At 62.8% G+C, this 24,944-nt stretch carries 25 protein-coding genes and 1 pseudogene; 13 read left to right on the top strand and 13 right to left on the bottom strand.

Translation table 11 applies throughout. The features are described from left to right. The first annotated feature begins 203 nt into the window (after positions 1-203). Positions 204-641 (top strand): Rrf2 family transcriptional regulator, encoded by a 438-nt coding sequence (locus B0684_RS01470; protein WP_018145638.1) that lies wholly within the window; start codon positions 204-206, stop codon positions 639-641. A 16-nt stretch (positions 642-657) separates the two neighbouring features. After that, positions 658-2,358, top strand: coding sequence for an ExeM/NucH family extracellular endonuclease (locus B0684_RS01465; RefSeq protein ID WP_018650121.1), 1,701 nt, complete (start codon positions 658-660; stop codon positions 2,356-2,358). Positions 2,359-2,392: 34 nt separating this feature from the next. On the opposite strand, the gene B0684_RS01460 is transcribed toward B0684_RS01465, so the two are convergent. From B0684_RS01460 to B0684_RS01445, 4 genes are all read right to left on the bottom strand, one after another. Then, positions 2,393-3,265 carry a mechanosensitive ion channel family protein gene (locus B0684_RS01460; RefSeq protein WP_018650120.1) on the bottom strand — a complete coding sequence of 291 codons (873 nt, stop codon included), beginning with the start codon at positions 3,263-3,265 and terminating at the stop codon, positions 2,393-2,395. Between the two features lie 15 nt (positions 3,266-3,280). Continuing rightward, complete coding sequence (locus B0684_RS01455) at positions 3,281-4,090, bottom strand: hypothetical protein (RefSeq protein ID WP_018650119.1); 810 nt, start codon at positions 4,088-4,090, stop codon at positions 3,281-3,283. Positions 4,091-4,184: 94 nt separating this feature from the next. Beyond that, complete coding sequence (locus tag B0684_RS01450) at positions 4,185-5,273, bottom strand: PA0069 family radical SAM protein (RefSeq protein ID WP_018169817.1); 1,089 nt, start codon at positions 5,271-5,273, stop codon at positions 4,185-4,187. Continuing rightward, positions 5,270-5,644: a DnaJ family domain-containing protein gene (locus B0684_RS01445; protein WP_018650118.1), complete on the bottom strand. Its 375-nt coding sequence runs from the start codon at positions 5,642-5,644 to the stop codon at positions 5,270-5,272. Before B0684_RS01445 ends, B0684_RS01450 begins: the two co-directional genes overlap by 4 nt. A gap of 101 nt (positions 5,645-5,745) precedes the next feature. Between B0684_RS01445 and B0684_RS01440 the strand changes: the two genes are divergently transcribed. Continuing rightward, positions 5,746-7,716: a putative bifunctional diguanylate cyclase/phosphodiesterase gene (locus tag B0684_RS01440; RefSeq protein ID WP_018650117.1), complete on the top strand. Its 1,971-nt coding sequence runs from the start codon at positions 5,746-5,748 to the stop codon at positions 7,714-7,716. A 10-nt stretch (positions 7,717-7,726) separates the two neighbouring features. Here the strand turns inward: B0684_RS01440 and B0684_RS01435 are convergent, their stop codons facing one another. From B0684_RS01435 to B0684_RS01410, 6 genes are all read right to left on the bottom strand, one after another. Beyond that, positions 7,727-8,206 carry a hypothetical protein gene (locus tag B0684_RS01435; RefSeq protein WP_018169820.1) on the bottom strand — a complete coding sequence of 160 codons (480 nt, stop codon included), beginning with the start codon at positions 8,204-8,206 and terminating at the stop codon, positions 7,727-7,729. A gap of 88 nt (positions 8,207-8,294) precedes the next feature. Further along, on the bottom strand, positions 8,295-9,326 hold the full coding sequence (gene pyrC, locus B0684_RS01430; protein ID WP_018650116.1) for a dihydroorotase: 1,032 nt from the start codon (positions 9,324-9,326) through the stop codon (positions 8,295-8,297). Positions 9,327-9,383: 57 nt separating this feature from the next. Continuing rightward, positions 9,384-9,644 carry a DUF167 domain-containing protein gene (locus B0684_RS01425; RefSeq protein ID WP_026313051.1) on the bottom strand — a complete coding sequence of 87 codons (261 nt, stop codon included), beginning with the start codon at positions 9,642-9,644 and terminating at the stop codon, positions 9,384-9,386. A gap of 5 nt (positions 9,645-9,649) precedes the next feature. After that, on the bottom strand, positions 9,650-10,396 hold the full coding sequence (locus B0684_RS01420) for a class I SAM-dependent methyltransferase (protein WP_018650114.1): 747 nt from the start codon (positions 10,394-10,396) through the stop codon (positions 9,650-9,652). Positions 10,397-10,467: 71 nt separating this feature from the next. Then, a complete protein-coding gene (locus tag B0684_RS01415; RefSeq protein ID WP_018650113.1) occupies positions 10,468-11,496 on the bottom strand; it encodes a chorismate transformation FkbO/Hyg5 family protein in 1,029 nt (342 codons plus the stop codon). Between the two features lie 116 nt (positions 11,497-11,612). Then, positions 11,613-12,446 (bottom strand): alpha/beta hydrolase, encoded by an 834-nt coding sequence (locus B0684_RS01410; RefSeq protein ID WP_018650112.1) that lies wholly within the window; start codon positions 12,444-12,446, stop codon positions 11,613-11,615. A gap of 99 nt (positions 12,447-12,545) precedes the next feature. Between B0684_RS01410 and B0684_RS01405 the strand changes: the two genes are divergently transcribed. From B0684_RS01405 to galE, 9 genes and pseudogenes are all read left to right on the top strand, one after another. After that, complete coding sequence (locus B0684_RS01405; RefSeq protein WP_018650111.1) at positions 12,546-14,738, top strand: RelA/SpoT family protein; 2,193 nt, start codon at positions 12,546-12,548, stop codon at positions 14,736-14,738. A 174-nt stretch (positions 14,739-14,912) separates the two neighbouring features. Continuing rightward, positions 14,913-15,904, top strand: a pseudogene (locus B0684_RS01400) (IS481 family transposase). Between the two features lie 36 nt (positions 15,905-15,940). Then, positions 15,941-16,330: a transposase gene (locus B0684_RS01395; RefSeq protein WP_018650110.1), complete on the top strand. Its 390-nt coding sequence runs from the start codon at positions 15,941-15,943 to the stop codon at positions 16,328-16,330. Continuing rightward, positions 16,264-17,421 (top strand): IS3 family transposase, encoded by a 1,158-nt coding sequence (locus B0684_RS01390; RefSeq protein ID WP_143592435.1) that lies wholly within the window; start codon positions 16,264-16,266, stop codon positions 17,419-17,421. Before B0684_RS01395 ends, B0684_RS01390 begins: the two co-directional genes overlap by 67 nt. An 85-nt stretch (positions 17,422-17,506) precedes the next feature. Next, positions 17,507-18,610, top strand: coding sequence for a polysaccharide pyruvyl transferase family protein (locus tag B0684_RS01385; protein WP_077276940.1), 1,104 nt, complete (start codon positions 17,507-17,509; stop codon positions 18,608-18,610). Further along, complete coding sequence (locus B0684_RS13680) at positions 18,610-19,554, top strand: hypothetical protein (RefSeq protein WP_143592434.1); 945 nt, start codon at positions 18,610-18,612, stop codon at positions 19,552-19,554. Before B0684_RS01385 ends, B0684_RS13680 begins: the two co-directional genes overlap by 1 nt. A gap of 2 nt (positions 19,555-19,556) precedes the next feature. Then, positions 19,557-20,627 carry an N-acetylneuraminate synthase family protein gene (locus B0684_RS01380; protein ID WP_158077140.1) on the top strand — a complete coding sequence of 357 codons (1,071 nt, stop codon included), beginning with the start codon at positions 19,557-19,559 and terminating at the stop codon, positions 20,625-20,627. 35 nt (positions 20,628-20,662) lie between these two features. Beyond that, positions 20,663-21,346, top strand: coding sequence for a cytidylyltransferase domain-containing protein (locus B0684_RS01375; protein ID WP_143592433.1), 684 nt, complete (start codon positions 20,663-20,665; stop codon positions 21,344-21,346). A 122-nt stretch (positions 21,347-21,468) separates the two neighbouring features. Then, positions 21,469-22,482 (top strand): UDP-glucose 4-epimerase GalE, encoded by a 1,014-nt coding sequence (gene galE, locus B0684_RS01370; RefSeq protein ID WP_018650107.1) that lies wholly within the window; start codon positions 21,469-21,471, stop codon positions 22,480-22,482. A 247-nt stretch (positions 22,483-22,729) separates the two neighbouring features. On the opposite strand, the gene B0684_RS13990 is transcribed toward galE, so the two are convergent. Beyond that, a complete protein-coding gene (locus tag B0684_RS13990; protein ID WP_143592432.1) occupies positions 22,730-23,032 on the bottom strand; it encodes a transposase in 303 nt (100 codons plus the stop codon). A 70-nt stretch (positions 23,033-23,102) separates the two neighbouring features. Between B0684_RS13990 and B0684_RS01360 the strand changes: the two genes are divergently transcribed. Then, complete coding sequence (locus B0684_RS01360) at positions 23,103-23,681, top strand: IS3 family transposase (protein ID WP_077276937.1); 579 nt, start codon at positions 23,103-23,105, stop codon at positions 23,679-23,681. 399 nt (positions 23,682-24,080) lie between these two features. Here the strand turns inward: B0684_RS01360 and B0684_RS01355 are convergent, their stop codons facing one another. Both B0684_RS01355 and fliS read right to left on the bottom strand, forming a co-directional pair. Next, positions 24,081-24,467: a flagellar protein FliT gene (locus B0684_RS01355; protein WP_018650104.1), complete on the bottom strand. Its 387-nt coding sequence runs from the start codon at positions 24,465-24,467 to the stop codon at positions 24,081-24,083. Positions 24,468-24,508: 41 nt separating this feature from the next. After that, on the bottom strand, positions 24,509-24,922 hold the full coding sequence (gene fliS / locus B0684_RS01350) for a flagellar export chaperone FliS (protein WP_018650103.1): 414 nt from the start codon (positions 24,920-24,922) through the stop codon (positions 24,509-24,511). Between the last annotated feature and the right edge of the window lie 22 nt (positions 24,923-24,944).

Here is a 24,944-nt window from a genome sequence, read left to right as displayed (position 1 = left end):
ATTCCCCTGTATTTCGGCTTCAGAAGCCTTGTTATTAATGGCATGTAACGGCCGGGCTGTGCGGTTTCTGAACCCCGAGCACGCCCCGGCCTTCACTCAGCGGCAACGACCGAACTTGTGACGGGTGTCCGGAGCGATTAAGGTTCCAAGACATATGCGCGCATGCATATCCTTCAAAACCGCGAACCGACGATTCCTTCCCTATGCAGCTCACTCGCTATACCGATTTCTCCCTTCGGGTCCTGATGTACCTCACCGTGCAACCGCGCGACCAGCGCGTGACCGTGAGCGATATCTCCGAGCAGTTCACGATCCCGCGCAACCACTTGGTAAAGATCGTTCACCAGCTCGGCCAGAAGGGCTACATCATCACCCGGCGTGGCAAGGGGGGCGGCATCTCGCTCGCCTGCGAGCCGAACGAGATCAACGTAGGCAGTGTCATCCGCGACATGGAGCCGAACCTGAACGTGGTGGACTGCGAGAATCCCGTCTGCCCGATTCTCCCCGGTTGCCAGTTGCGTGGGGTCCTGAACGATGCGCGCGATGCCTTCCTGGACGTCCTCGACCGTTACACCATCGCCGATGTCACCCAGGCGCCGGATTATCTCTACGAACTGCTGAACCCCAGCAAGAGCGCCTGATTCTTCTCATGCGGCCATGGATCGGCTGACGCACCCCCGCCGCCACGCCAACCCGGCCCCGTGCGTGCGCCGCACGCTGGGGGGCGCACTGGTGGTTCTGCTATTCGCAGCCTCCCCGGTCGATGCCCGGGTGACCTGCCCCTCCCCCGGGGCCGAGGTCGCCCCTCTCGCCGAGCTCCGCGCCGGCGCGGTCGCCGAGGGGGATGCCGTCATCGCGGAGGGCATCGTCACAGGCGTGTTTATGGGGCCCGATCAACTCGGCGGGTTCTATCTGCAGCAGGGCGCCGGGCCCGACTCGGCCGGTATGTTCGTGTATGCCCCGCGTCGCGCTCCGGTCTCGACCGGCGAGCATGTGCAAGTACACGGGGTGTTTAGCCGCCACCGCGGACGCCCGCAGATCGCTCGGCTGGACCGCATCCAGGGTTGCGGGCGCGGCGAACTGCCGGCGCCGCTGGAGGTGCGCCTGCCTGACGACGCCAGCCGCCTCGGCGAGTACGCCGACCTCCGTGTTCGCTTTGCGCAGACGCTGGCGGTGACCGCCAACCACGAACTCGCGCGCTATGGCAGCCTGACGCTCTCGGCCGGGGGGCGGCTCATGCACCCCGGCCAAACCGGGGCCGCGGGAACCGCCCGGGACGAGAAGCGCCGGATCATCCTGGATGATGGCAGCTATCGCGCGAACCCCGACCCGATCCCCTATCGCGACGATCATGGCACGCGCCGGGTGGGCAGCACGCTGGAAGGCCTGACCGGGATACTGACCCACGCCTTCGGCGACCATCGCATCCATCCCACCCACTCGCTGGACTGGCTCGGCGGCGAGCGCCCCGAACCGCCGTCGACGCCGGGAATGGACCACCTGCGCATCGCCACCGCCAATCTGGAGAACGACTTCGTGACGCTGGGCGAGCGCGGCGCACAAAACCGGGCGGAACGCGAGCGCCAGACGGCCAAGCTGGATGCCCTGCTGCAAACGCTGGACGCCGACCTGCTGGGCGCGGTCGAACTGGAAAACGCCAAGGCGGCGCGCCGGCAGCTGGTCGAACGACTGAATGCCGTCCCTCCGCCGCGCGGCGACTATGCGGCCATCGCCCACCCGGGGCCGGGCGACGACGCGATCAAGGTGGCCCTGCTCTACCGTCCGGACCGATTGCAACTCGTTGGGTCCGCCACCGATCGAGATGCCGTGCATCATCGCCCGCCATTGCTCGGCTGGTTCCAGCAACCCGGGAGTGGCAAGCGTTTCGGGGCCGTGGTGGTGCACTTCAAGGCGAAGAGCGGTTGCCCCGACGCGGGCGATATTGACCGCGGCCAGGGTTGCTGGAATGAACGGCGCACGGCCCAGGCCGAACGTCTGGAGACATGGATCCGGGAACAACAACGCAATGAATTCGCAAATGTTCCCGTACTGATCCTCGGCGACCTGAACGCCTACGCCGCCGAAGACCCGGTGCGAACGCTGGCCGCGGCCGGCAAGCGGGACCTGGTGCATGACGATCCAGCGTCCGCCCATACCTATGTCTTTCGCGGCCGGGCCGGACAGCTGGATTACCTGCTGGGTCCCGATGCCTTACGCGACGCCGTGCACGACGGGGCGGCCTGGCCGGTCAATGCAGACGAACCCGGCTTCCTCGGCTTTGACGGTCGCGCGCCCGCCACGGGGCCCTGGCGCGCCTCGGATCACGACCCGGTCTGGGCGGATCTCCGCCTGGATTGAGGGACGGCCCAACCCCGCTCCGGCGGCCTGCCGGTCAGTCGCGCGCGGACGCTTCCGCCTCGGCCTCCGGCACGTTGTCGACGATGCGCACGGGTAACGGGCTTCCATCCAGGCTACCCAGCGTGCGCTGCGGGAACGGGATATCAATCCCCGCCTCGTCCAGCGCGGCCTTCACACCCTCGTGCATGGAATTGCGCAGGTCCAGGAACTTCTCCCGCCGCGCCCACACCGAGAGCTGAATCTTCAGCGCGGAATCACCGTACTCGAGGAAGATAAACAGCGGCTTGGGCTCCTCCAGACAGACTGGATTGCGCTCGGCCACGCCCATGAGCACGTCGCGCAACTGCTTGAGATCGGTCCGGTAGCCCACCCCGATTTGCATGTCCAGGCGGCGGATGGGGAAGCGGCTGAGATTGGTCAGTTGCGTCTTCACCAGGGTCTCGTTCGGCACGCGCACCATCAGGTTGTCGAAGGTGCGCAGCTTGACCGACAGCGGGTCGATCGACAGCACCTCGCCCGTGGCATCCCCGACCTTGATGACATCCCCCACGGAGAACGGGCGTTCGCCAATCAGGAACAGCCCCGAGATCAGGTTCGAGGCCGAGGTCTGCGATGCAAAGCCAAGCGCGACCGTCAGGATGCCGGCCGCGCCCAATAGCACGGTGAGATCGAACCCCAGCTCGCGCAGCGCCGAGGCCAGCACCAGCAGAACGATCAAGTAAAAGCTGATGCGGCGGGTGAGCATGACCTGCTGCGCGTCGAGCTTGTCCTCCAGCGCGCGCGCCAGACCGCGCGACAGCAGGCGCGCCAGCAGCAGGCCCACCAGCAGGTAGACCGCGGCGCGGATGGCGGCGAGAAAGGCCTCGCTGGTCACAAAGGTCTGAGCGGTTTGCAGCCATTCATTCATCGCGCCGGATGCTCCCTACTGAAACAGGGCGGTGAACGCCCTGACCATCAAATGCCGCCCCCCGGCCTGGCGGGGTTCGGCGATGCGCTGGGCCCCGCCGGCCACACCGGGGGGACCGGAGTCGATCTTCATGTCCGCCATGTCGCGATCTTCCTCGCGCTCCATGCGCACTGCCGGGGTCCACAACCGGTGGTGCTCGTCGGCGAATACCGGAAGGCGCGGCACCGGCAGGTTCACGCGTTCCAGGAACAGGGCATCCGAAGCCTTGTTCTCGATGGTCAGCGGCGTGATGACGCGGTGCGGGCGCATGGGCACGTCGGCCAGGTCCAGGCGAGCCTGGGTGCGGGTGGCATAACAGAGCTCCCCGTTCACGGTATTCGGGCCGAACCAGGTATCGGACGGCGTATAGACCGGAAACTCCTGCACCATGGCCTCGCCCAGATGCAGCTGCACCCAGGCCGGGGAACTCAGGTAAAGCGTGACCTGACCGCGGGCTGGCACATAGAAGGGGTTTTGCGGCCGGCTGACCATCGGCCGATCCGCCAGGGCCACCCGCAGCTCCGGTACCGAATCCGCCGGGGATCCGGCAAAACGCAGCAGGTCGTTCGCGTCGGCAGGGAACGCATCGGCGCAGGGAACATCGATCGCCAGTGTGGCATCGGCGGGGTCGCGCGGGCGTTCCAGCACCATCTGCCATTCCTGCTCGCCGTGCAGCAGCCAGAGGTCCAGGGGGCCGATGGACCAGCGTCCATGTTGCCCCGATGCAAGTGCCCGGCGCCCCCACCAGGCCGCAGCGTCGGTACTCATGGTTGGATTCTGCGGCATCGTCCGCCCTGTCGTGGTGTTGGCGTCACTGTAAACCAGAACACCCCGTCCGCGGGAGAAGCATCCTCAGGACAATGGCGCCATTCGCCGAGCGTCAGAAGAGATCGAGCTGCCCTTCGGACCGCGTCTTCTGCGGCCGCGCGGGCGGGGCAAACTGGTTGCAGTCCAGCTCCACGAGACGTCCGGCCAGCCCCGCCCGGCGCCGCGCCAGCCGGAAGCGCTGCCGCAACAGCTCCGCATACGGCCCGGCCCCGCGCATACGGTGACCGAACGTGGAATCGTAGAGCTTGCCCCCATGCGCCTCGCGCAGGCGCTGCAGTATGTGCTCCGCCTTGAGCGGGTGATGGGTGCGTAACCAGTCCTCGAACAGTGGGGCCACCTCACGCGGGAGCCGGAGCAGCACATAGCCGGCGGCCACTGCGCCAGCCGCCGCCCCGGCATCCAGCAAGACCTCCAGCTCCCCGTCCGTGAGCACGGGGATCAACGGCGCCACCAGCAAGCTGACGGGGACACCCGCCGCCGTGAGCCGCTCCACGGTCTGCAAGCGCCGTTGCGGGGCCGCCGCGCGCGGCTCCAGATGTCGCGACAGCCCGCGATCCAGGGTCGTCACCGAGATCGCCACCTGCACCAGTCCGCGCTCCGCCATCGGACCCAGCAAATCCAGGTCGCGCTCGACCAGTGCGGACTTGGTCACAATGGATACGGGATGCCCGGTCTCGGCCAGCACCTCCAGCAGCTCGCGCGTGATCCGCCATTCACGTTCGATCGGCTGGTACGCATCGGTGTTGATCCCGAGCGCCAACGGGGTCACCCGGTGGGACGGTCGCGCCAGTTCGCGCCGCAGGCAGTCGGCCGCGCCGACCTTGGCGAACAGCCGGCTCTCGAAGTCGAGCCCCGGCGAAAGGCCCACATAGGCATGGGCCGGCCGCGCAAAGCAGTAGGCACAGCCGTGCTCGCAGCCACGATAAGGGTTCAGGGACAGCTCGAATGGCACATCCGGGGACTGATTCCAGGACAGGACGCTGCGCGGGTGCTCGACCGTCACCTCGGTGCGCAGCGGCGCCGGTGCCTCGCCATCACCGACCCACCCGTCGTCGAAGGGTTCGTGGCGGGTCGACTCGAAGCGGGCATGGGGATCGATGGTCGCGCCGCGGCCCTTGGTCGGTCCATGGACCGGTTTCATTGGCTGGGGCCATCCATGCGCTCGCACAGCTGTCGGAAATAGCCGGACTCGGAGAGCATGCCCCGACCCGCATCGCTGCGGTTCAGCCGGTCGAGCAGCAAGCGCAGGCGCTTGGCCGCCTGCTGGCGCGCCGCCTCGTCGTCCGCCGCCTGCAGCAGCGCCTCCGTGGAGGCGATCTCGCCTCGCAGTTGCACGGCCTCGGGGACATAGCCGGCGTTCTTCATCATCCGGAAGGCCATGCGCAGCTCTTGCGGCACCGCGCTGTCGTCATCCAGTTCCAGGGGTCGACCCGCCCCCGGGCGGTCATCGAACTCCCCGCGGCGCGCCGCATCGGCCAGCCGGGCCTCGATCTGTAATTCGGTCAGCAACATCCCGTAGTCCGTTGTTCATGCGCCGGGCCGCGCTTGTTGAGCCCCCGCCCGATTTACCGTAACGTCCAGCCCTTCCACAAACCGTCCCCGTCTGGACCCCGATGGCACTCACCCCGCGAGACAATCCACCGGCGTCCAGCGTACGCGCGCTTGTTCCGGCCCGCGAGGCATTACGCGCCGATCCCCAGTTCGACACCTATCTGACGCGCCAGATCCCGGTGCTGGTGGCGCTGTCCCTGGTCCCCGGCCTGGGCTACATCCTGCTGGGTGCGCTGCACGGGGCCTTCACCGCGGCTGCTGCCTGGTACAGCGTGATGCTTGCCGCATCGCTCTGGGGCCTGCAGCTGTATTGGCGTTATCACCGCTCACCCTTGTCGCCGGAGCAACGGCTCCGCTGGCGGCTGCACCTCACCCTCTTCCTGTATCTCTACTTGGCGTTGTGGACCGCGATCTTTCTGATCTTTGTGCGCCTGGACTCGCACAATCTCCACTACATCGCCATTTTCACGCAGATCGGCGCCACCACGGTGGTTGCGGCGCTGCTCTATCCGGCCCCCTGGGTCTTCCGGCCGCTGATCCCGGCCATGATGGCGCCGCTGGCCGGATACTTCCTGCTGATCGGGGACTGGTACAGCTATGTCCTGGCGGCCTTCTCGGCCACCCTTGCCCTGGTCCTGTTCTACGCGGCCAACAGCAGCTTCGGGTTGCTCCGCAACAGCTTCCATCAGGCCTCCCACGATGCCCTGACCGGACTGAACAATCGCGCCGCCTTCATCGAGCATCTCGAACAAAGCCTCGAGGTCCTGCAGCATCACGGACAGCACTCGTACCTGCTGCTGATCGATCTGGACCATTTCAAGACGGTCAACGACCTGCTGGGGCACGACATCGGCGACGAATTGCTGAAGTCCGTGACGCGCGACTTCGCCAACGCCCTGCCCCCGGGCCACCACCTCGCCCGCCTGGGCGGCGACGAGTTCGTCATCGTGGCCCCCGGCAAGGAAGACCGTCAGACCTGCGAGCGCGCCGCCCGCCGCCTGGCGCATTCGCTGCTTCAGGTGGTCAAGACGCCCTCCATTATCCGCAACCATCACCTGCACGTGAGCGCGAGCATCGGGATCCGCCTGATCGAGCCCGCGCAGCCGGTCGACTCGCATCAGCTCGTGCGCGAGGCCGATATCGCCATGTACGAAGTGAAGGACCGCGGGCGCGACGGCGTGGTGGTCTTCAGCGACGAGTTGTCGCGGGCGGTGGAGCGGCATCTGCAGATCGAGCGCTGCCTGCACTTTGCGTTGCACAATCGCGAGATCGAGGTCCTGTTCCAGCCTCAGGTGGATACCACTGGGCGGATCCGCAGCGCCGAGACCCTGATTCGCTGGCACAGCGCCGAGCTGGGCGCCGTATCACCCGCCGAGTTCATCCCCATCGCCGAACAGACCGGCTATATCAGCGAACTGGGCGACGCGGTGATCGCGCGAGCGTTCCAGGCCTTGCGCGACTGGGATCGCGCCGGGTTCCCCCTGGAGCAGCTCGCAATCAACATCAGCCCACGCCAACTGGTGCACCTGAACTTCGTCCACCGCATGCAAGACCTGATCACCCGCTATCTGGGCCGTGAACATGCCCACCGCATCACGCTCGAGATCACCGAGCACGTGGTGGCGGAGGATACCGACCGGGTGATCCACATCATGCAGGCCCTGCGGCAAATGGGCCTGCGCTTCTCCATGGACGACTTCGGGACCGGCTTTTCCTCGCTCAGCTACCTGAAGCGTCTCCCGTTCGACGAACTCAAGATCGACCGGAGCTTCGTCCGCCAGGTCGACCACGACACGGACGACCAGGCCATGGTGCGCACAATCTGCGACATCGCACGCCAATTCGGTCTGGCGGTGGTGGCCGAAGGGGTCGAGACCGAGGCCCAGTACCGTTGGCTGACCACCCACGGTGACCTGCTCTTTCAAGGCTTCCTGTTCGCCCGGCCCATGGATGCCAATGCCTTTTTCGATCACTCCCGCCGCGCGCCAGCGTTGAAGCCGGACACCAATCAAGCGGCGCCGGCTGCCGGATAGGAATCCGGCCTCAGGCCCCGCCGGTCGCGGCCGGCAGCACCCAGAGCGTCAGCGACAGCAGGATCGCCGTCAGGCTGACCCCGATCAGCGGCAACATCATCACGCCGGCCAGGGCCTCGCGCCGGAACAGGCGCACGGCCATGCCACCCAGGGTCAGCGCCCAGCCCAACGCCACGAAGAACGCCAGCGCGTTCAGTTCGGCCCGCCACAGCAGGATCAAGGCCACCGGGAGCCCAAGGTTGAGGATCACCACCCCCATCTCCTGGCTGCCCGCGGCTCGTCCGGCAGACAGCGCATAGGCATACGCGGCCCAGACCATCAGCAGACCGAAGCCCAGGGCACCGGCGGCCGGCGAGCTGAGCGGCGCGCGCAGGATCGGCGCGCCGGCCGGCTCCAGCCCGACCCCAAGCGCCACGATCAGCAACGCCACCCCCAGGCTGATGGCCATCCAGAACAACAAAGTCCCGCGTTGCACATTGGGTTCGGTCATGTCTCCATCCTCGTCTTGTCCTGTTTCTCTAACTTGCTGACCGCCCGCGCGTCACAGCGTTCGCCGTGCCGGCCGCTCCGCAGATTAACTACGCCAGCTGCCAGGCGACGGTCTCGCCCGCGCGCAGCGGCACCCCGGGATCATGCCCGAACAGCACCGCCTCCGGCACGGTCCACGGGGAGCGCTCCAGCGTCAGGGTGTCGGTGTTGCGCGGCAGCTTGTAGAAATCGGGGCCGAAATGACTGGCAAAGCCCTCCAGCCGGTCCAGTGCATCTGCCGCGGCAAAGGCCTCCGCGTACAGCTCGATGGCCGCGTGCGCGGAATAGATCCCGGCACAGCCACACGCCGACTCCTTCGCGTGGCGTGGATGCGGAGCACTGTCGGTCCCCAGAAAGAAGCGCGGGTGGCCACTGGTGGCCGCCTCCAGCAGCGCCTTGCGATGGCGTTCGCGCTTCAGGATCGGCAGGCAGAAGTGATGCGGCCGCATGCCGCCCGCGAACAGCGCATTGCGGTTGTACAGCAGGTGCTGGGGCGTGATCGTGGAGCCGACATTGGCCGGCCCGTCCTGGATGAACTGCACGGCCGACTCGGTGGTGATGTGTTCCAGCACCACCCGCAACTCCGGAAAATCGCGGATCAGCGGCTCCAGGTGGCGCTCGATAAACACCGCCTCGCGATCGAAGATGTCCACGTCCGGATCGGTCACCTCGCCGTGAATCAGCAACGGCAGGTCCACCCGCTGCATCGCCTCGAACACCGGATAGCAGCGGCGGATATCGGTCACGCCACTGGCCGCATTGGTGGTGGCACCCGCGGGATAGAGCTTGACCCCGTGCACGAACCCGGAGGCCTTCGCCGCGTCGATCATGCCCGGTGTCGTGCCCTCGGTCAGGTACAGCGTCATCAGGGGCTCGAAGTCCGCTTCCTCCGGCAGCGCCGCCAGGATGCGGTCGCGGTACTCGGCGGCGGCCTCCACCGTCGTCACTGGCGGTTTCAGGTTGGGCATGATGATGGCGCGGCGGAAGCGACGCGCCGTGTCCGGCAGTACCGTCGCCAGCACATCGCCATCGCGCAGGTGCAGGTGCCAGTCATCCGGTCGAGTCAGGGTCAGGCGGTTCATCCGTAGTTCCCTTCGCAGGGGGGCCGTCCGGTACTGGGCCCCGTCACAGTGTATGAGTCATGAGGATAACGCGCGGTGCAACTCGGCCTCGGACCAGCCCTCGACCACCACGGTCTTGCTGCGCGAGGTCGCGCCGGCCACCACCTGCACGGACGACTTCGAACACCCCAGTTCCGCGGCCAGCAAGGCCACCACGGCCTCGTTCGCACGGCCCTTCTCCGGCGGCGCCTGCACCTGCAGCTTGAGGGTGTCACCCATCCAGTCACCAATGGCGTTGCGCTTGCTGCCGGGCGCCACCTTGACCTTCAACCGGCCCAAAAACCCTACCCGGCCGGGCGCGTCGCCATGTAGGCGCTGAAGACGCCGAGCTGCACATTGCGCTGCACGTCCTCGAAACCGACCGATCGCAGGGTTTCCAGGATGTCCTCCGGGGGGACGCACTGATCGATGGTGTCCCAGAAATAGCGCATCAGCAGTTGCCCGTCCGGGTCGCGGGTGAGCACCTTGCCCACGAACGGCACGAAATCGCGGAAATAGAAACGCGCCAGGCCAAACTGGAACTTCGTACGTGGCCGCGAGACCTCGAGAATGGTGCAGCGCCCGCCCGGCTTCAGCACGCGGAAGTACTCGCTGAACAACTCGTGCAGGTCGCGCACATGGCGAAGCCCATACCCCATGTACAGACGGTCGTACTGCTGGTTGCGCAAGGGCATCTGTTCGCCCAGGCTCTGGACGAACGTGGCATCCATCTTGGTTCGGGCCACATCCATCATGCCGCGGCTCGGGTCCACGCAGGTCAGATGGTCATCGCCCACCACCTTGCGGATCTCCTCTGCAACCGGGCCGGTGCCGGTGGCCACGTCCAGCACCTCCATGCCGGCCTCGAGACCGGATTGTTTCAGGACAAACCGGCGATACGACTGCCCGGTGCCGAAGAAGCCGACCCGCAGGATTCGGTCGTAATACGGGGCAGTCCGATCGAACAGGTCGTCGACGTAGGCGCGCCGACTGGCTTCATCCCCGTAGTAGTCCTTCAGGACCGGGTGTGGCTTCTTGGTGGTTGGCTGCATTGCGTGTACTCCCCAGGCAAGGGACCGGCGCCACCGCAAGTCGGCGGCCTGACCGGCCCGGCATCAATCCTTCATGGTGTCGCGAACGTCGCGGTCAGACGCTCCGAATAAAGTCCCTCGATCTCCACCAGCAATTCCTCGCGGCAGATATCCCCGTGCAGCAACAGGTACGGCACATCGTGACCGAGGCGCGCGCGCAAATGACGTTCTACGGCCGATGCATCGGCGGCATGGCGCAGGTACACCTTGAGCAGCGACAAGTCGCGCGGCCTCTCCACCCGAACCGGGTGATCCGTGGCGGCCTGTTCCAGCAGGACACCGATATTGCGCAGGCTTTCGTCGATCTGCGCCTCGAGATCGCCAACATGCCGGCTTTCATGACCGACAATACTGGCGGTGCCCGAGATGAACAGCTCGGCCGATTCCGGCCCCGACTGCCACAGACTGGCGCGGGCAAACGAAGGGCTGCGCGGCCCGTACTGAGGCGGGTAGCGATAGGCGCTGACCTGGCGCGGATTCTCGATACGCGCGGCCGCCTCGCGGGTGGCAATGAAATAGATCAGCAAGCCGTCGGAATGGGTGCCAATCGCCGTCGCCGCCGGCAGGAACTGTTCGTACTCCGGCAATGCCTCGAACACCCGCGCCCGCCCGCTACAGAAGCCACGGTAGCGCTCCTGGCCGGCGACCGGGTCATTGATCGCGGGAAGATAGTTCCACACCCGCACCAGGTGCTCGAAACCCAGCGAACGGCAGCCAGCCAGGATCTCGCGGTACGCGCGCTCGGTCAGCGGATCCGGGTCGCCTGCGGCATCCAGCGGCTGAATCCAGCAACCGATCAGGCAATCCTTGTGGCGAAGGTAGCTCAGCGAGCCTTCCACCCCGGTCTCGCCCTCGGCGCCGTCCGGCAGCGACCAGCATTCCGCCCAGTCCGACTCGACGCCCACGGGCTCCAGCCCCACGCGGATCTCCAGACGCCCGGGCTTGCATTCCACACCGCTCGCCCCGCCAAAGCGGATCACCACCGGCGCCGACGCGCATTCCGGCTGCTCATCACGACAGTAGGTAACCGTCAGGGGGGCTTTTGCGGCAGATTCGCTCATTCCGGACGCCAGGGAGATCCATTCCAGCCAAAACAGCCGCGGAGTCTACCAATCTCCCACGATCGAAACACGGGTTCTCCCCTCGACCTGCCCCATCCAGTCTCTTTGTCCGTTCGTCATTGAGGGCCGTCGACCGCCACGCCCGCATCGCGGAGGAATGCCCGCAGGCCCTCCGTGTAGTCGTGCCCCGTGGTCAGGAAGGCGTCGTTGTGGCCACCCTCCATCTCCAGCACTCGCGCATTCGTAGCGGCGGCCCGCAGGCGTTTGGCATGCTCGAATGGCACGATCTCGTCTTCGGCACTATGAGCCAGCAGGATCGGCGCGGAGATCGCGCCCACCCGGCCCAGGGTGTCGTATTGGTGCCGCAGCAGCGCCCGCACCGGGAGCCAGGGGTAATGGCGCGCCCCCAGATCGGCAGCCGAGGTAAAGGCGGACTCCAGGATCACCGCCCCCGGCTCCACGCCCGTTGCCAGTTCCGCCGCGACCGCCGCCCCCAGCGAACGGCCAAACAGCACGATCTCCTGCGGCGGAATCGAACGGTCGTCGATCAGGTACTGCCAGGCGGCGCGCGCATCCGCATAGGTGCCGGCCTCGTCCGGGCGCCCCGCACTCCGCCCGTAGCCGCGGTAATCGATGATCAGCACGGCCAGTCCCAGCTCGTGGAACTGGCGTAGGGAATGCAACCGGTGGCCGATGTTTCCGGCATTGCCATGCAGGAAGAGCAACACGGGCGTGTCGCCCCCGGGCCCCGGCAGGAACCAGCCATGAATCCGAACCCCATCTTCGGTGACCAGCTCGACATCCTCGTAGTCCAGCCCAATGCGCTCCGGCGTGCTGGTCACCGTGCTCGACGGCAGATAGATCAGACGATCCTGAGTCACGAAGATCAGCGCGGTTACCAGGACATAGCCCAGCCCCACGAGCAGCAGGATCTTGAACAAGTTGGCCATATCCCGATCCTGATCCCGGTCACCCCCGTTCGCAAGCCTCTCGCCACCTTCTGCGCTCCCGTACAATAGGGCTCTCGCTCTGTTTCGACGATTGCCTCCATGCGCCATTCGCTGCTGACCAATACCGATCTGCAGGGGCTCGACCGCGACGCGTTGCTGCGCCATTTCGCGGGCAGCCAGCCCCTGGACGACGCCACCGGCCTGCAGCTGGCCGAGGCACTGGATCAAGCACTGGAGGCCGTCGATACCGCCGGGCTCGAATCGCATCCACTGGACGTGGCCGAGATCCTGCGCCATCTCAACGTCGATCGGCAGACGCTGATTGCGACCTTGCTGGTACCCGTGTATCTGGCGGACCTGATCAAGCCGGCCGAGCTCGAGCAGCGCTTCGGTGCCGCGGTGGCCCGGCTGACCACCAACGTCGCCGCGCTGGTGCGCCGCCGCTTCGAGGCCCCGGCCGGGCGTCCGGAACAGGCCGAACGCCTGCGCCGCATGCTGATGGCCATGGTGGACGACGTGCGCGCCGTGCTGATCAAGCTGGCGTTTCGGGTGCAGCACCTGCGCCAGCTGGTCCGTGAGCCCGACGAGGGCGCCCGCATCCTCGCCCAGGAGACCCTCGACGTCATCGCACCGCTGGCCAACCGCCTCGGGGTGGGCCAGCTCAAGTGGGAGATGGAAGACCTCGCCCTGCGCATCCTGGAACCCGAAACCTACCGCGACATCGCCGTCGGCCTCGAGGAAAACCGCACTGAAAGAGAATCCTACGTCGAAGAGTTCGCCCGCACACTGAAGACGCGCCTTCAGGCGGACGGCATCGAGGCCCGGGTCTTCGGCCGGCCGAAGCACATCTACAGCATCTGGAAGAAGATGCAGCGCAAGCGCACCTCGCTGTCCGAACTGTACGATCTGCGCGCCACCCGCGTGATCGTCGACCAGCTGGCCACCTGCTACACCGTGCTCGGCATCGTCCACAACGACTGGCGCCACCTGCCCAGCGAGTTCGACGACTACATCGCCAACCCCAAGGACAACGGCTACCAGTCCCTGCACACCGCCGTGGTCGGACCGGAAGGCAAGGTCGTGGAGGTGCAGATCCGCACCCGCGAGATGGACGACTTCGCCGAGCTCGGGGTCGCCGCGCACTGGCGCTACAAGGAAGGCGGACGCGAGGATCAGGCGCTCAACCGCGCCATCAACAGCCTGCGGCAGCTGCTGGAGGCCACCGACAACAACGACCAGAACCTGCTCGACGAGATCCAGAGCGAACCGCTGCACCAGCGCGTGTTCGTGCTCACGCCCCAGGGCGAAGTGCTGGACCTGTCCCAGGGCGCGACCCCGCTGGACTTCGCCTACGCGGTCCACACCGAGGTCGGCCACCGCTGCCGCGGCGCCAAGGTCGACGGCCATATCGTCCCGCTCACCTACAAGCTGAAGTCCGGCGAGCGTGTGGAGATCCTGACCACCCGCGAAGGCGGGCCCAGCCGCGACTGGCTGAGCCCCGCGCTGGGATATCTCAATACCGCCCGCGCGCGCTCCAAGGTCCGCACCTGGTTCCGTCAGCAACACCAGGACGAACACCTGGCGACCGGCAAGCACCTGTTCGATCGCGAATGCCAGCGCCTTGGCTGCGGCCACAACCTCGACCGCCGCGCGCTGGCCGAGGCAATGAAGTATCAGACCTTCGACGAACTCCTGATTGCCCTGGGCGCGGGGGATGTCACCACCGCCCAGATCGCCGGACGCATCTCCCACCAGCTGCGCGACGCCGGAACTGGGGAACAGGCGGCCACCACCCCTGCGCCCCAGCGGTCGCGCCGCCACGAGGGCGAAGCCAAACCGGACGACATCCGAATCCGCGGCGTCGGCGGGCTGCTAACCACGCGCGCCCAGTGCTGCAATCCGCAGATCGGTGACCCGATCATCGGCTTCATTACCCGCGGCGCCGGCGTCTCCGTGCACCGCAGCGACTGCGTGAACATCCTGCACATGCCGGAAGACAAGCGCGGCCGCCTGATCCCTGTCTCCTGGGGTGAAGAGCCCGAACGCGAGGCGATCACCCTGGAGGTGGATGCCCACGACCGCCCCGGCCTGCTGGGCGAAGTCGGCAACGCCTTCTCCGAATGCGGCATCAACCTGCTGCGCGTGAATACCGAAACTAACCGCGAAGACCGCAGCGTCCGCATGGAACTGGAAGCCGAATTCAGCGACCTCGGCGAACTCAGCCACCTCTTCGACCGCCTCCAATCCCTCAGCAGCGTCCAAACCGTCCGCCGCCTGCCCCCAATCCCCTGATACCAGCCCGCCCACCGCGCCGCCCTCCCTGTCTGTCAACCTGAAGGCATACAGCCCCTGTATGGGTTAATTATCAGGTCTCAGGTGATTACCTACCGTCGGAGAAGGAGCCGCTGTTTCGAGCTCGGGAGTGGCTGACTACCCTGTTAGCAGAGCCCCACCGGAGGTGATTCGATGTCCAGTGCGATTCACGTGAACGCCCGTACCACCCCGCGGACCCGGCGCGAGATCCAGCAAGCACCGCCGTCGGTCCGTCACCGGGACCTGGCACGCCGCCTGGGCATCAGTCGCCATACGGTGATGAAGTGGCGCCACCGGGAAGACACCGAGGACCGTTCTCACCGCCCGCGCCGGATGAAGACGGCCCTGACGCCCGGAGAGGAAGCCATCCTCATCGCGGTACGCGAGTGGCTGTGGCTGTCGCTGGATGATTTGCTGGTCGTGGCCCGCGAGTTCGTGCAGCCGGACCTGAGCCGCGCCGCCCTGGACCGCTGCCTGCGCCGCCACGGCGTAGCCAGCCTGAAGGCGCTGCGGCAGCAGGCCGAGGGGGAGCCGGCGCCACCCCGCAAGGCCTTCAAGGCGTACGTCCCGGGCTTTGTGCATGTGGACGTGAAGTACCTGCCGAAGCTGGCTGAAGAGTCCTCGCGTCGCTATCTGTTCGTGGCCATCGATCGGGCGACCCGCTGGGTCTACCTCGAGGTTCGTTCATCCAAGTCCGGGGCGGCCGCGCGAGGCTTTCTGAAGCGGCTGCTGGATCGGGCACCGTTCTACATCACGCATGTGCTGACCGACAACGGCAAGGAGTTTACCGACCGTTTTGTGGTCACCGGTGAGCGCCAGCCGACCGGCCGTCACCCATTCGACCGGCTGCGCGCCGAACACGGCATCCAGCACCGCCTGACCCCGCCCAAAAGCCCCAGACGAACGGGATGGTCGAGCGCTTCAACGGGCGCATTGCCGATCTCCTGCGCACGTACCACATGGACTCCAGCGAGCAGATGCAGGACGCCCTGTACCATTACCTGTACTTGTACTTGTACAACCACGCCATCCAGCAAAAGGCCCTGGGTCACCGAACGCCCGTAGCAGCCCTCAAGGCGTGGCAGCAAACCCACCCCGACTGCTTTCGAAAACGCGTTTATAACCAGCCGAGACCTGACAGTTAATGTAGATTACGGGGTCGCGACAGCAGGAGCCGACTGATGCCGAAGGCACCGAGTGAGTTACCCGAGTCTCAGGTGAGCCCGGACCCGAAACAAGAGCAGCGGACACGCCGCCATTTTACCACCGAGTACAAGTTGCAGATAATCGCCGAGGGCGACCAGTGCCAGCGTGGCGATGTGGGCCAGCTACTGCGACGCGAGAGCCTGTACAGCAGCCAGCTCAACCGTTGGCCCCGCGAACGGGCCGCCGGTGGCCCGGAGGGGCTCGCCAAGTCCGCTCCCGACCCGACCACGAGCACGACCTCGGAGCAGCTGGAAAAGGAGAATGCCAAGCTGAGCAAGCGTCTGCAGACCGCCAAGGCATGCATCGATCTGCAAAAAAAAACGTTGTCACCGCTCGATCACGTGAACAATGGGAGCTCTGTGTGAACCAGGTCGTCACCGAACGGCCCGAGGGCCTGTCCGTGACGGCTGCCTGCCGGGCCCTCGGACTCAATCGCTGCACGGTCTACGCGCGACAGCGAGAGGGCCTAAGTGAAGAGCAACGGATCGCCAACCGCTCCCGCACGGAGTCCGTCCAACCGCGCGCCCTGAACGCCAAGAAGCGCCAACGTGCCCGGGACGTGCTGTACAGCGAGGCGTACCAGGACCAGCCGCCGGATGAGATCTACTGTGACCTGCTGGAGCAGGGTGAGTACATCGGCTCCGTCCGCACGCTCCACCGCATTTTGGCCGAGGACAGGGCCGCCCGGGAGCATCGCCACCAGCGGACGGCTCAGCACCACGCCATCCCCCGCCTGCTGGCCACGGCCCCCAATCAAGTCTGGACCTGGGACATCTCGAAGCTCCCGACCGCGGGCCAGGGACCCTACCTGTCTCTCTGCGTGGTCTTGGACCTGTACAGCCCCTACGTGCTCGCCTGGATGGTCTCACGCAAGGAGAACAGCACCCTGGCTCAGCAACTGATGACCGAGGGTGCCGCCCGCTACGCCATCGTCCACGGTTCGCTCACCCTGCACCAGGACCGGGGAGCCCCCATGACCGCCCATGGCTATCTCGATCTATTACATGAGCTGGGCATCGTCTGCAACCACAGCCGCCCGCGCACCAGCAACGAAAATGCCTTCAACGAGGGCCAGTTCAAGACGTTGAAGTACCCGCCGGACTATCCGGGCCAGTTCGAAAACGCGTCCCACGCCCGTCAGTGGTACGAGGCGTACTTCGACTGGTACAACTTCCAACATCACCACAGCGGTATCGGCGGCTACCCCCCGGAGCAGGTTTTCACCGGACGCCTCGAGCTCGTCCATGAACAGCGCCAGCAGGTGCTAGACACCCAATACCGCCGTCACCCCGAGCGCTTCGTCCAGGGTGCCCCTGTCGCCCCACGACCACCCGAGTGGGTGACCATCTCCCCGGTAACGCCCGAAGCCGCTGACACCGGTGAGTCGTTGGGCGTGAACTTCCCAACCCTGAGCGCCGCCAGGGCACCGGTCGACAACACGTCATCCTCCACGTGAGGTGTTCAAAACGGGTTGACCGGTTCCGGATTTAGAAGCGGTAATGCCGTCGCTCCCTTTGTTCTACGGAAAAGGCTAAACATTAATGTATACAATCGCAAATATCCGCCCTTTGGGTCACAATGTTGGAAATCACGCTATCCATTTCGCATTGCGGCAAATGCTGCATGACACTTTCGGGCGTTTGGTGTCAGTGATAGATTATCCTGCGACGAGCAAACATGAAAGCACAGCAAAAGCAGGCCTTACTCCAGAAACGGTACACGAACTCAATCGCTACGCGGATGGGGTCATAGTAGGCGGTGGAAACCTGTACGAAAACGACGAGATCGCTGTAGATTCTCGTGCATTAGCGGCCTTACAGCCACCGTTGTTGCTATTTTCTAATTCGCGTGGACGGATCTACGACCGGAATGGAGTTCTATCGGACCGTTCGGACGTAATTCCTGACCAAAAGATAAAAACGCTATTGACGCGAGCTAACATGTCCCTGTCGCGCGATAGTGCGACACATCGCTACCTGAGACATTTCGATGACCGCGATAAGATCGCCTGGTGTCCAACAATCAACATGGCGCGCTATACCCACCTGTTACCGGCGCTCCCTGAAAACGAGAATGTTGGGGTTCTGATATCTGTTCGGACCCCTGAGCTAATGAATCTTCCTTACCGGTTTCAAAGCCGCATACAAAGCCATCTCGAATCAGCTATAGACCACCTAAGGGCGAGTGGTCACAGCCGGATAAGACTCCTGTGTAACGACAGCCGAGATCTGGACTTTGCAACTTCCTTTCGTTATTCAATGAATGTGGATTCGATATATACCAACGATGTCTATCAGTACCTTTCATTGCTCCAATCTGCAGACTTGGTTGTAAGTTATCGTCTTCATGCTACGCTCCCCGCCGTTTCCTTTGGAACGCCTACCATTAATATCATATACGACGAACGTTCCCAGTCATTGATTGACGATCTCGGCATGACAACGGCAAGTCTCAACGTTGTGGAACTCGATAACGAGTTCATTCCAGAAATGAAGACATGGATCGATAGAGGGGGTTACTCTTCATTGGATCACGCACCACTACAAGACGACTGGAAGTCCAAAAGCGATATTCAGTTTGCGAAGCTTCAGGAATTCAAGTCCCTAATGGATACCTTTATGAAAAATGGAGTTCACCTCGATTGATGGGCTGTGCCGAACAACCGCCCGTCGTTGCATTCCACGTGCAAGCAGGCTCTAGGGTTGGGATGGGCCATTTAGCGCGCACGAGCTCGGTGATAAAAACCCTTAGTTTACTCGGAGTTGAAACAGTTCTTCACCTCGACGCTGATCGGTTAGGGTATCAAGAAGCCCGATTCCGAGGGCTCTCGCCGGTTGAAACACTTCCTGAATTACCTTCGGTGTTAGTAATTGATGCTGTGGAAGTAGATTCGGACCTGGCGAAGCAGATCCAACAGTATGAGATGCGCGTCTTGATATCTCCGGTTTTTAACCACCCAGAATTGGCTAGTCACATACTAGTTAGGAATAACCCTGAATGGCTTGATGCAAATAACCTGCCGGAAACAAAGGTTGTTGTTGACCCCGATTATTCATTCGCTACGGCGTATGGCTTGCAGATTTCTGGCCAAGACTATAAAACTTTACGGGTCGGTGTTTGCCTATCCGGGGGCGATGATGACCTAGATCTTGAACAAATAATCGACGCCATAGCGCGTGCGCCTCTTGTTTCTGAGATCAGGCTGATCGATCGGCGCACACCGGCGAAGAGCAGTTACCATGGGGTGACTGTATCTCATCAAACTCCGGACCGAGAACCCTGGAGATATTTTCAGCATATCAATATATTTGTCGGTGGGGACGGTGTCATGTTATCCGAAGCCGTAGCGCAGGGAATACCCGCTCTTTCACTCACAACGCCGGCGCTAAGCTACAAGAATCATGCGTTGATGGACGGAGGCGCGCTCCGGAACATCTCGCGTTCTCCCTTTGAATCACGTAAGTTAATCCGGATATTGTCGGATAGGTATGTCGCTCAGAGGATGCATGAGTCAGCGTTATCTCTACATGGGGTGGAGCGTTCTGATAAGTTGGCTAAACATATTATACAAATCGTAAGAGGCATGTAGTGGTGGCGCAGAGACCCGAGGTTATTGCGGAGGCTGGAAGCAATCATAATGGCGATCCGGAGAGAGCCAGACAACTTGTTGATGTAGCGGTCGAATCCGGGGCTTCGTCAGTAAAATTTCAGTTTATTTTCGCGGATGGATTGTACCTGCCAGAATTTTTCGATGGTGAGCGGAAGGTGCGTAACCCTGTATTTGATCAGCGTAAAAAAGAAGAGTTAACAGAAACTGAATGGTCTAGTATATGGGAGTATGCGCATGGGAAAGGTATACCTGTTTCCGCTTCGGTATTTTGTGAGCGTGGGGTCCAGCTTTTATACCGGCTGGGATCCCCTTACGTAAAAATTGCATCTACTGATCTTACCAATCACAATCTAATCGGAAAAGCATGCCAATGTTTTCAGCGAGTGATCGTTTCCACGGGCATGGCGAGTCTATCGGAAATTGATGGAATGGTAGCTTTCGTTAGGGAATCGTATCCAGAGACGGACTTGCAACTAATGCATTGCGTCTCGAGTTATCCATGTCCTTTGAATGAGGCGAATACTCAAAGAGTGTCGCTTTTGCGCCATTCTTTTGACCTCTGTGTTGGGTATTCGGATCATACTGAGGGTACAGAATCGGCCGTTATGGCCTTGGTTCAAGGTGCGACTTTCTTCGAGAAGCATTTTACAGTGGACCGTAATCAACCTGGCTTTGATCATGCCCACGCTATGGAAAGTGCCGAGCTTATGAACTACGTTCGCACACTCGCGGATTCAATGATCAGTTTGGAAAAACCAGCCAATCAATCATCGTCCGAGGAGCTGGTATCTAAGATACGCGCTCGCCGTGGGATTTATGCTGCGAAGGATCTACCAGCCGGGCACATCTTGACCAAGGAAGATTTGCTCTTTGTGAGGCCGAGTTCTTCGTTCTCTGGAAAAGATGTATCTTTATTGGTCGGCAAAGCTCTGGCGCAGGATGTGCCACAATATGCTGCACTAGGCGAGGGGGGTCAAGCCATGGTTGTGGAATCAAATTGGCGGGATGCTTCTGCCTATTGGAAAAATGAGATGGACGCGAAAAACATGTAAATGCGGGTTGATGAAGAGTTGAGGTGGTTTGGGCCATGAGTCGGTTTGTTTTTGTCTATGCACGGAGTGATTCATCGAGGCTGCCTGGAAAACCTATGATGACGCTTAGCGGCAGAAAGGTAATCGATATCGTATTGGAACGCGCCTCCCGAGTGGGGGCCGATGAATTTGTGCTTCTGACTAGTCAAAGAGAAGTTGATGATGTTTTGGCTGCGCATTGTACTCGGCAGGGAGTTCCAGTAGTAAGGGGGCATCCGACTAACTTGGTCTCACGTAGTCTTCAGGCAATAGAGGAAACGGGCGCGAGATTTTTTTTGCGAGTTAACGGTGACTCACCTTTTTTTGAACCTGAATTAGCAAGGCAGGCGATGGCCCACACAGAGAACGTCCAAATGATAAGCAACATCATTACTCGCTGTTTCCCGTATGGTGTGTCAGTGGAGTGGATCGAAGCAGAATTCTACAAAACGCAGGCGAGCTTTTCGACAGAAGAAGAGAATGAGCACGTGACCAGCCATTTGTATCGCCATGTTGACCCTATGCGCGTCCTTTCACTGACACAAAGTAGAGATGATAGCTGGTTACGGTTGGCTCTTGATACTCCCGAAGATTATGCGTTCCTCTCAGGGGAAATAGGAGAGTCTGTCGTGTCAGGTGTTCCATACTGGGATGCATTTGATTTAGATCATCCGGAATTGAGTGTCGGTTTTTCGGTTTAGTGTGTTAGGTAACTGTTCGAATTGCCGGAGGCTCGAAAGGTGGAATTGTTAGCCTGCACGCGTACACCAATTGCTGGAAGGTGGAACAAGGGATGTAGCGCTTTCAGCGTGCTGGGGTTTGCATGACTATTCTCGTCACCGGTGGTACCGGCTATATTGGCTCCCACACCTGTGTGGAACTCCTCGAGGGTGGCCACGATGTGGTGGCAGTGGATAACTTCAGCAATTCGCATCATGAGGTAGCCGAACGAGTGGAGCGGGTCACCGGCCGCCCACTGCCGATCATCGAACTGGACCTGCGTAGCCGCGATGGGCTGCGCGCCGTCTTTGCCGCCCACGGCATTGAGGCGGTAATCCACTTCGCCGGCCTCAAGGCGATGGGGGAATCGGTAGCCCAGCCGCTAACCTACTTCGACGCCAACATCTGCTCCATTTTGGTGCTCGCTGAGATCATGGCGGAATTTGCTGTGGAGACCTTGATCTTCTCCTCCTCTGCGACTGTCTACGGCGAACCGGATGAGCTCCCCATCCCAGAGACAGCACCACTCAAGCGCCCCACTAGCCCCTATGGTCGCTCCAAGTTCTTCATCGAGGAGATCCTGCGCGACCTACGCGTGGCCGATCCGGGCTGGAAGGTGGGACTGCTTCGTTACTTCAACCCGGTAGGCGCCCACCCCAGCGGTCTTATCGGCGAGGACCCTTTGGGGGTGCCCAATAACCTCATGCCCATCGTTGCGGCAACCGCCGCAGGCCGGCGAGAGTCGGTGTGCGTCTTTGGCGAGGATTACCCGACCACCGACGGAACCGGGGTCCGCGACTATATCCATGTGGTTGACCTCGCCCGCGCCCACGTCGCCGCCTTGGATTATCTACGCAAGAAGCCCCACGGTGAGGAGCTGACGGCGAACCTGGGAACGGGCCGGGGCTACTCAGTCCTGGAGGTCATCCGCGCTTTCGAGGCGGCCAGCGGGCGGCCTATTCCCTACACCATCAGCGACCGTCGTCCCGGCGACGTCGCCACCTGCTATGCCGACTCCGGTCTGGCCGAGCGCCTTCTAGACTGGCGTGCGGAACATGGGCTGGAACGAATGTGCGAAGACGTATGGCGCTGGCAGACATACCTAGAACAAGACTAGGCAAGCGAGAGTGTCGCTGAGCTATAACCGTCGGGCCTCGAGACTTAGGGAGACACTGATCAATTGGCCGGCATCCGGCTCCGTGCCCCGCCGAAGCTTTTTTGGAAGGGCACTGGGGCCATTACGGCCGGCCTGCCCTGTGTGTCAACCTGAATCCATACAGGCCCTGTATGGGTTAATGTAGATTTCAGGGTCGCGACAGCAGGAGCCGACTGATGCCGAAGGCACCGAGTGAGCTACCCGCGTCTCAGGTGAGCCCGGACCCGAAACAAGAGCGGCGGACACCCCGCCGTTTTATCACCGAGTACAAGTTGCAGATCATCGGCGCGGTCTCCAGGACCACCCGGAACTTGTCCTTGCTGCGCCACTGCTCCGGAGCCGATCCTCGTGATGGCAAAACCTCACCTCGCTCGCGAGCCTGTTTACGCCAATCGTACAAACTCGCCGTGGAGATCCCTTCGGCCTCCGCCACCTCGGGCACCGTCAGGTTCATCGGAGGCGCGAGCTTGCGCAGCACTGCCTCCTTGCGCTCCTCGGAATACTGCTTTATACGTCATCACCTCTGAGCTTGGATCAGGTGACAACTACGTTGACTGATAGGGCGTTCCCGATACTACTACATGCCAGCCGGCGAATCGCCGGAGAACCTGGCACAGATGCGCCGGATCGACGACCAGTACCTGCAGACGCCGTTCTTCGGCTCGCGCCAGACGACCCACTGGCTGCAGCGCGAAGGCTACCGAGTCAATCGCAAGCGGATCCAGCGTCTCATGGCGCTGATGGGTCCCCAGGTGACGGTTCCGGGTCCGCACACGAGTCGGCCGCAGCCGGAGAACCTGGCCTACCCGCACCTGCTCCGGCGGCTAAGTCTGACGCACAGCCACTTGGTCTGGTGCGCCGACATCACCTACATCCCGATGCCACGCGGCTTCATGTACCTGATGGCGGTAATGGACTGGTTCAACCGCCACGTGGTGTCTTGGTCGCTCTCCAACACTCTGGACACCCGGTTCTGCATGGAGGCGTGGAGATGGCTCTGGACCACGGCACGCCGGTCATCTTCAATACCGGCCAGGGGGCCCAGTTCACCAGCACCGAGTGGACCGAGCGACTCAAGCGCGCCGGCGTTCTCATTAGCATGGATGGCCAAGGGAGCGCCCTGGACAACGTCTTTGTCGAGCGCCTGTGGTGCACCGTGAAGTACGAGGACATCTACCTACGGGGCTATGAGAGTCCCTTTGAACTGGAGCAAGGGCCTGGAGGAGTACCTGCCGTTCTACAACCACCAGCGGCCCCACACAGCCCTTGACCGACAAACCTCGGATAACGTCCACTGGACCTGCAGGCCGGAAACATAAAACTCGACCGACAGGCCCGGGATTTTTACTTCTCATAGGCCGTCAGTGATCCAACGATCGGGGCCCACCCCAATCCCGCCCCCAGCGCAGAGCCGAGATCTCCGGCGCTGGCTCGATCTAAACGCTTGGGCGAGCCACAACGTGTAAATCCCGGATATCCGCAATGCAGCTTCGCGGAAGGCGAAGTCGGAGCATTCGGGTTCTGGTGGAAGCGAAATCGCCGACCGGGTACGGGGATCGTCAGCCGCCCGAATTAAGCGGACCGGTGCGCATGGAATGCCGGCGGGTGGTCTCGTAGGCGCTAGTACCCTTGCGGCCGGACTTCAGTTCGCGGATCTGCTGCGCGACCTCGCCGCGGCGCTGCGACAGGTCCCTTATAGATGTCTCGTAGAACCGGACGAGGTCTTCGAAGGCCGCGCGCAGAGCCGCCCCAGAATCATCACGTAGAGGCACTGGCTCGCCTCCGAAAGCTCGCTCGACGACGGCCCTCGCCTGCCGGTCCAGCTCCTGCAGTCCTTCCCAGTCTTCCTGGGCAACAGCGCGCACCATGTAGGCATGAATCGCCTCCACAGAGTCTTCCAATGAGGTGGCCGCCGTCTCCTGAATATCGATGTCGTTCATCACCATCAGGCGACTCGGGGCTTGGCGGGACAGACGATCAAGGAATTTCAGCCTGCACGGGCGGCGCGCTGTTCGGACGGGATCTCGTCCCACCCAGCCTTGATTTGGCGCAGCAGCCCTGTAACCTCGTCCAGTGCCGCCGGATCGTTTTTCGCGTTCGCCTCCAGCAGGCGGCGAGACATGTATTCGTACAGTGCATCCAGCCGCCCCGCGAGTTCGGGATTCTTGTCGTGGTCCAGTAGCGCCCGCAGGGACTCGACGATGTCGATCGCCTTACCGATCTTTTCGCCCTTCAGGCCCACGTTACCCTGCTGCACCGCACCCTTGGCCACGGCGATCCGCTCCAGCGCCCCTTCAAAGAGCATCTGGATCAGGCGGTACGGGTCCGCCACCTGGGCCTCGGCCAGTGCGCCCGACTGCCGGTACTGGTTCACCGCTCGATTCATGCCCGGTCCGTACATGCTTGGTCTCCGTTATCCGTTC

The organism is Thioalkalivibrio versutus (assembly GCF_001999325.1).
GTDB lineage: Bacteria > Pseudomonadota > Gammaproteobacteria > Ectothiorhodospirales > Ectothiorhodospiraceae > Thioalkalivibrio > Thioalkalivibrio versutus.
This window is presented reverse-complemented; position numbering and strand designations above follow the sequence as displayed.

Excerpts from the sequence above, each read along its gene's own strand:
- B0684_RS01470 (WP_018145638.1), top strand. The coding sequence starts at position 204 with ATGCAGCTCACTCGCTATACCGATTTCTCCCTTCGGGTCCTGATGTAC.
- galE (WP_018650107.1), top strand. The coding sequence starts at position 21,469 with ATGACTATTCTCGTCACCGGTGGTACCGGCTATATTGGCTCCCACACC.
- B0684_RS01440 (WP_018650117.1), top strand. The coding sequence starts at position 5,746 with ATGGCACTCACCCCGCGAGACAATCCACCGGCGTCCAGCGTACGCGCG.
- B0684_RS01465 (WP_018650121.1), top strand. The coding sequence starts at position 658 with ATGGATCGGCTGACGCACCCCCGCCGCCACGCCAACCCGGCCCCGTGC.
- B0684_RS01435 (WP_018169820.1), bottom strand. The coding sequence starts at position 8,206 with ATGACCGAACCCAATGTGCAACGCGGGACTTTGTTGTTCTGGATGGCC.
- B0684_RS01355 (WP_018650104.1), bottom strand. The coding sequence starts at position 24,467 with ATGGTGATGAACGACATCGATATTCAGGAGACGGCGGCCACCTCATTG.
- B0684_RS01405 (WP_018650111.1), top strand. The coding sequence starts at position 12,546 with ATGCGCCATTCGCTGCTGACCAATACCGATCTGCAGGGGCTCGACCGC.
- B0684_RS13680 (WP_143592434.1), top strand. The coding sequence starts at position 18,610 with ATGGGCTGTGCCGAACAACCGCCCGTCGTTGCATTCCACGTGCAAGCA.
- B0684_RS01445 (WP_018650118.1), bottom strand. The coding sequence starts at position 5,644 with ATGTTGCTGACCGAATTACAGATCGAGGCCCGGCTGGCCGATGCGGCG.
- B0684_RS01455 (WP_018650119.1), bottom strand. The coding sequence starts at position 4,090 with ATGCCGCAGAATCCAACCATGAGTACCGACGCTGCGGCCTGGTGGGGG.
- pyrC (WP_018650116.1), bottom strand. The coding sequence starts at position 9,326 with ATGAACCGCCTGACCCTGACTCGACCGGATGACTGGCACCTGCACCTG.
- B0684_RS01395 (WP_018650110.1), top strand. The coding sequence starts at position 15,941 with ATGCCGAAGGCACCGAGTGAGTTACCCGAGTCTCAGGTGAGCCCGGAC.
- B0684_RS01450 (WP_018169817.1), bottom strand. The coding sequence starts at position 5,273 with ATGAAACCGGTCCATGGACCGACCAAGGGCCGCGGCGCGACCATCGAT.
- B0684_RS01415 (WP_018650113.1), bottom strand. The coding sequence starts at position 11,496 with ATGAGCGAATCTGCCGCAAAAGCCCCCCTGACGGTTACCTACTGTCGT.
- B0684_RS01375 (WP_143592433.1), top strand. The coding sequence starts at position 20,663 with ATGAGTCGGTTTGTTTTTGTCTATGCACGGAGTGATTCATCGAGGCTG.
- fliS (WP_018650103.1), bottom strand. The coding sequence starts at position 24,922 with ATGTACGGACCGGGCATGAATCGAGCGGTGAACCAGTACCGGCAGTCG.
- B0684_RS01385 (WP_077276940.1), top strand. The coding sequence starts at position 17,507 with ATGTATACAATCGCAAATATCCGCCCTTTGGGTCACAATGTTGGAAAT.
- B0684_RS01420 (WP_018650114.1), bottom strand. The coding sequence starts at position 10,396 with ATGCAGCCAACCACCAAGAAGCCACACCCGGTCCTGAAGGACTACTAC.
- B0684_RS01460 (WP_018650120.1), bottom strand. The coding sequence starts at position 3,265 with ATGAATGAATGGCTGCAAACCGCTCAGACCTTTGTGACCAGCGAGGCC.
- B0684_RS01360 (WP_077276937.1), top strand. The coding sequence starts at position 23,103 with ATGCCAGCCGGCGAATCGCCGGAGAACCTGGCACAGATGCGCCGGATC.
- B0684_RS01410 (WP_018650112.1), bottom strand. The coding sequence starts at position 12,446 with ATGGCCAACTTGTTCAAGATCCTGCTGCTCGTGGGGCTGGGCTATGTC.
- B0684_RS01390 (WP_143592435.1), top strand. The coding sequence starts at position 16,264 with ATGCATCGATCTGCAAAAAAAAACGTTGTCACCGCTCGATCACGTGAA.